This is a genomic window from Inquilinus limosus MP06 (assembly GCF_000767795.1).
Taxonomy (GTDB): Bacteria; Pseudomonadota; Alphaproteobacteria; order DSM-16000; family Inquilinaceae; genus Inquilinus; species Inquilinus limosus_E.
This window is the reverse complement of the sequence record NZ_JANX01000511.1, coordinates 1-4,662: the sequence shown is the minus strand read 5'-3', so window position 1 is coordinate 4,662 and position 4,662 is coordinate 1. Positions and strand designations below refer to the sequence as shown.

Below are 4,662 nucleotides of genomic sequence, written 5' to 3'. Positions count from 1 at the left end.
CGCCGACTACCAGACCGTCTTCGCCCGGCATGACGGCGCCGTCGCCGCGCCGACCGCCGGGCTGCACTTCACCCCGCCGCTGCTCGATGCCCTGGCGGCGCGGGGCATCGAGACGGTGCGCCTGACCCTGCATGTCGGCGCCGGCACCTTCCTGCCGGTGAAGAGCGACACGGTCGAAGGCCATGTCATGCATGCCGAGCGCGGCGTGCTGACCGCCGAGGCCGCCGACCGGATCAACGCCGTGCGCGCCGCCGGCGGCCGCATCGTCTCGGTCGGCACCACCAGCCTGCGCCTGCTGGAGAGTGCGGCGGCCGAGGACGGCACCGTGCGGCCCTTCGACGGGTCGACCGCGATCTTCATCACCCCGGGCTACCGCTTCCGCGCCGTCGACCTGCTGGTGACGAATTTCCACCTGCCGCGCTCGACCCTGTTCATGCTGGTCTGCGCCTTCGCCGGCATGGAGCGGATGAAGCAGGCCTATTCCCATGCCATTTCCGCGGGCTACCGTTTCTACTCCTATGGCGACGCCTGCCTGCTGCACCGGTCGGACAGAGATGACTGAGTTCCGCTTCGAGCCCCTGGCCCGCGACGGCGCCGCCCGCACCGGCCGCCTGCACACCGCTCATGGCGTGGTCCAGACCCCGACCTTCATGCCGGTCGGCACCGCCGCGACGGTGAAGGCGATGCGGCCGGAGGAGGTGGCCGCCACCGGCGCGCAGATCGTGCTGGGCAACACCTACCACCTGATGCTGCGCCCCGGGGCGGAGCGGGTGGCCCGGCTGGGCGGCCTGCACCGCTTCATGAACTGGCCCGGCCCGATCCTGACCGATTCCGGCGGCTTCCAGGTGATGTCGCTGTCGCAGCTGCGGCGCATGGACAAGGACGGCGTGACCTTCCGCTCGCATCTCGACGGCAGCGAGCACCGGCTGTCCCCGGCACGGTCGACCGAGATCCAGCACCTGCTGGACGCCACCATCACCATGGCCTTCGACGAGTGCACGCCGTTCCCGGCGGAGCCGGAGGTGGCTGCCAGCTCAATGCGCCTGTCGATGGAGTGGGCGCAGCGCTCGCGCGACGCCTTCGTCGCCCGGCCCGGCTACGGCCAGTTCGGCATCGTCCAGGGCAGCATCTACCCCGATCTCCGGCTCGAATCCGCCGCGGCGCTGACCGCGATCGGCTTCGAGGGCTACGCCATCGGCGGCCTGGCGGTGGGCGAGGGGCAGGAGCGGATGTTCGCCGCCCTCGACGTCACCGTGCCGGCCTTGCCGGATGACCGGCCGCGCTACCTGATGGGCGTGGGCAAGCCGTCCGACCTGGTCGGTTCGGTCCGCCGCGGCGTCGACATGTTCGACTGCGTGCTGCCGACCCGCTCCGGCCGTACCGGCCAGGCCTTCACCCGGCGCGGCACGGTCAACCTGCGCAACGCCCGCCACCAGGACGACCAGCGGCCGCTGGACGAAGCCTGCCGCTGCCCGGCCTGCCGCCAGTACAGCCGCGCCTATCTGCACCATCTGGTGCGCAGCGAGGAGGTGCTGGGGCTGATGCTGCTGACCCAGCACAATCTGACCTATTATCAGGACCTGATGGCCGGGCTGCGCGGCGCCATCACCGCCGGCACGCTCGACGCCTTCGCCGCCGCCTTCGAGGTGGAGCAGGCGCAGGGCGACATCCCGGCCCTCTGAGGAGACACCATGGCCCGCAAGTCCAAGGCGCAGGGAACCGAAGCGCTCACCCAGCTCGGCCAGGCCACGGCGCTGCCGGAATCGCCCGAGGACGCGGTGCTGGAGACGGTGCCGAACCCGCGGCCGAAGCAGCTGTATCTGGTGCGCTTCACCGCGCCGGAATTCACCTCGCTGTGCCCGATAACCGGCCAGCCCGACTTCGCCCATCTGGTGATCGACTACGCCCCGGCGGCGAAGATCGTCGAGAGCAAGTCGCTGAAGCTGTTCCTCGGCTCGTTTCGCAACCACGGCGCCTTCCACGAGGACTGCACCGTCTATGTGGCGGAGCGGCTGATCAAGGCGATGAAGCCGCGCTGGCTGCGCATCGGCGGCTACTGGTATCCGCGCGGCGGCATCCCGATCGACGTGTTCTACCAGAGCGGGCCGGCGCCCGAGGGCCTGTGGCTGCCCGACCAGGGCGTGCCGACCTATCGCGGACGGGGATGACCGGCCCGGCCGACATAAAAGACCGTATCCGGGCCGAGGCCTTCGCCCTCGGCTTCGACAGCGCCGGCTTCGCCGCCGCCACGCCCGACCCCCGGCTGCGCGAGCGGCTGGAGCTGTTCCTCGGCGAGGGCCAGCACGGCGACATGGGCTGGCTGGAGGCGAATGCCGATAGGCGTGCCGATCCGCAGACGCTGTGGCCCGACGCCCTGACCGTGCTGTCACTCGGCCTCAATTACGGCCCGGCCGAGGACCCGCTGCCGCTGCTCGAGCAGCGGGAGAGGGGGGTGATCTCGGTCTATGCCCAGGGCCGCGACTATCACGACGTGGTCAAGAAGAAGCTGAAGGCGCTGGGCGGCTGGATCCACCGGACGTTCAAGAGCGAGCTGAAGGTCTTCGTCGACACCGCGCCGGTGATGGAGAAGCCGCTGGCGATGCGGGCCGGGATCGGCTGGCAGGGCAAGCATACCAATCTGGTGTCGCGCGACTGGGGCTCCTGGCTGTTCCTGGGCGAGATCTACCTGGCGATCGCGCTGCCGCCGGATGCGCCGGAGCGCGACCGCTGCGGCTCCTGCCATGCCTGCCTCGACATCTGCCCGACCGCGGCCTTCCCGGCGCCGTACCGGCTCGACGCGCGGCGCTGCATCTCCTACCTGACCATCGAGCACAAGGGCCCGATCCCGCGCGAGCTGCGGCCGCTGCTGGGCAACCGCATCTATGGCTGCGATGACTGCTTGGCGGTGTGCCCCTGGAACAAGTTCGCCGCCGCGGGGCGCGAGGCGGCGCTGGCGCCGCGGCCGGAGCTGAACGGCCCGGCCCTGGCGTCGCTGCTAGGCTTCGATGATGCCGGCTTCCGCGCTGCCTTCTCCGGCTCTCCGATCAAGCGCATCGGCCGCGACCGCTTCCTGCGCAATGTGCTGGTCGCCATCGGCAACAGCGGCGACCCGACGCTGGCGCCGGCAGTGGAGCCGCTGCTGGACGATGCCTCGCCCATGGTCCGCGGCGCCGCGGTCTGGGCCCTCGGCCGGCTGCTGGGACCGGAGGGGCTACGGCGGCTGGCCGCCCCACGCGCCGAGGATCCGGAAGCCGAGGTGCGCGAGGAGTGGCAGGCCGGGCTGCAGGCGGCGGCCTGATACCGGCGGCGCATAGCTTCCCCGCGCCGCCGGGCAAAAGCTGGTAGCCGCCGTCGAAGCGCGGTAGAAGGCGCGTTTTCCTGCTACGCTCCGGACCATGACCCCCTCCGCCCGCATCCAGGCCACGATCGACATTCTCGAGCGCCTCGGCATCGAGAACCGCCCCGCCGACGCCCTGGTCTCGGCCTATTTCCGCACCCGCCGCTTCATCGGCTCCAAGGATCGCAGCGAGATCGCCGCTCGCGTCTACGCCGTGCTGCGCCATCACGCCCGGCTGGGCTGGTGGCTGGCCCGGGTCGAGGCCGAGGACACGCCGCGCAACCGGGTGATCGCCGAGCTGACCCTGGCCGAGGGCGTCGCCATCAAGGACATGGGCCGGCTGTTCTCGGGTGAGACCTATGCGCCGATCCCGCTGGACGGGCCGGAGGACAGGCTGGTCAAGGCCACCGCCGGCCAGCCGCTCGACCACCCGGACATGCCGAAGCCGGTGCGCAGCGAGATCCCGGACTGGGCCGCCGCCTCGCTGGAGGCGAATTTCGGCGACCGCTACGAGGCCGAGGTCGCGGCGCTGCTGGACCAGGCGCCTCTGGACCTGCGGGTGAACGAGCTGCGCGGCACCCGTGACGAGGTGGTGCGGACGCTGGCCGCCGGCAAGCTGGACGTGGCGGCGACGCCGCTGTCGCCGCTCGGCATCCGGGTCAAGGGCCGGCCGCAGCTGGGCCGCCACCCGGCCTTCCAGTCCGGCCTGATCGAGGTGCAGGACGAGGGCTCGCAGCTGATCGCGCTGCTGGTCGACGCCCGGCCAGGCCAGCAGGTGGTGGATTTCTGCTCCGGCGCCGGCGGCAAGGCGCTGGCCATCGCGGCGCGGATGAAGGGCAAGGGCCGGGTCGTCGCCTGCGACGTGTCCAAGGGCCGGCTCGACCGCGGCAAGGAGCGGCTGCGCCGCGCCGGCATCGACAATGTCGAGCCGCGCCTGTTGGAGAATGAGCGCGACCGCTGGGTGAAGAAGCAGCGCGGCAAGTTCGACCGGGTGCTGGTCGACGCGCCCTGCAGCGGCACCGGCGCCTGGCGCCGCAACCCGGATGCGCGCTGGCGGCCGATGGATCTGGAGCGGCTGCTCGGCGTCCAGCGCGAGATCCTGGACAGCGCCGCCCGCTTGGCCAAGCCCGATGGCGGCCGGGTGATCTACGCCACCTGCTCGCTGCTGCGCGAGGAGAACGAGGCGCAGGTCGAGGGCTTCCTGGCCAGCCATCCCGACTACCGGCTGGTGCCGGTCGAGACGGTGTGGGACGAGGCGGTGGGCAGCGGCGAGGCGCCGACCAGCGGCATGCTGCGCCTGTCGCCCGCCGCCAACGGCACCGACG

General features: G+C 71.6%; 5 protein-coding genes. All 5 read left to right on the top strand.

Features of this window, described 5'->3' with window-relative positions; genetic code table 11:
* The coding region (locus tag P409_RS27210) for an S-adenosylmethionine:tRNA ribosyltransferase-isomerase (RefSeq protein ID WP_034845776.1) at nt 1–562 on the top strand (562 nt) is incomplete at its 5' end.
* A complete protein-coding gene (gene tgt, locus P409_RS27205) occupies nt 555–1,682 on the top strand; it encodes a tRNA guanosine(34) transglycosylase Tgt (RefSeq protein ID WP_034845774.1) in 1,128 nt (375 codons plus the stop codon). The genes P409_RS27210 and tgt, both read left to right, overlap by 8 nt.
* A 9-nt stretch (nt 1,683–1,691) precedes the next feature.
* Complete coding sequence (gene queF / locus P409_RS27200; RefSeq protein ID WP_034845772.1) at nt 1,692–2,168, top strand: preQ(1) synthase; 477 nt, start codon at nt 1,692–1,694, stop codon at nt 2,166–2,168.
* Nucleotides 2,165–3,298, top strand: a complete 1,134-nt coding sequence (gene queG, locus P409_RS27195) for a tRNA epoxyqueuosine(34) reductase QueG (protein WP_034845770.1) — start codon at nt 2,165–2,167, stop codon at nt 3,296–3,298. Before queF ends, queG begins: the two co-directional genes overlap by 4 nt.
* Nucleotides 3,299–3,395: 97 nt before the next feature.
* A partial coding sequence (locus tag P409_RS27190; protein WP_034845768.1) for an RsmB/NOP family class I SAM-dependent RNA methyltransferase occupies nt 3,396–4,662 on the top strand: 1,267 nt, incomplete at its 3' end.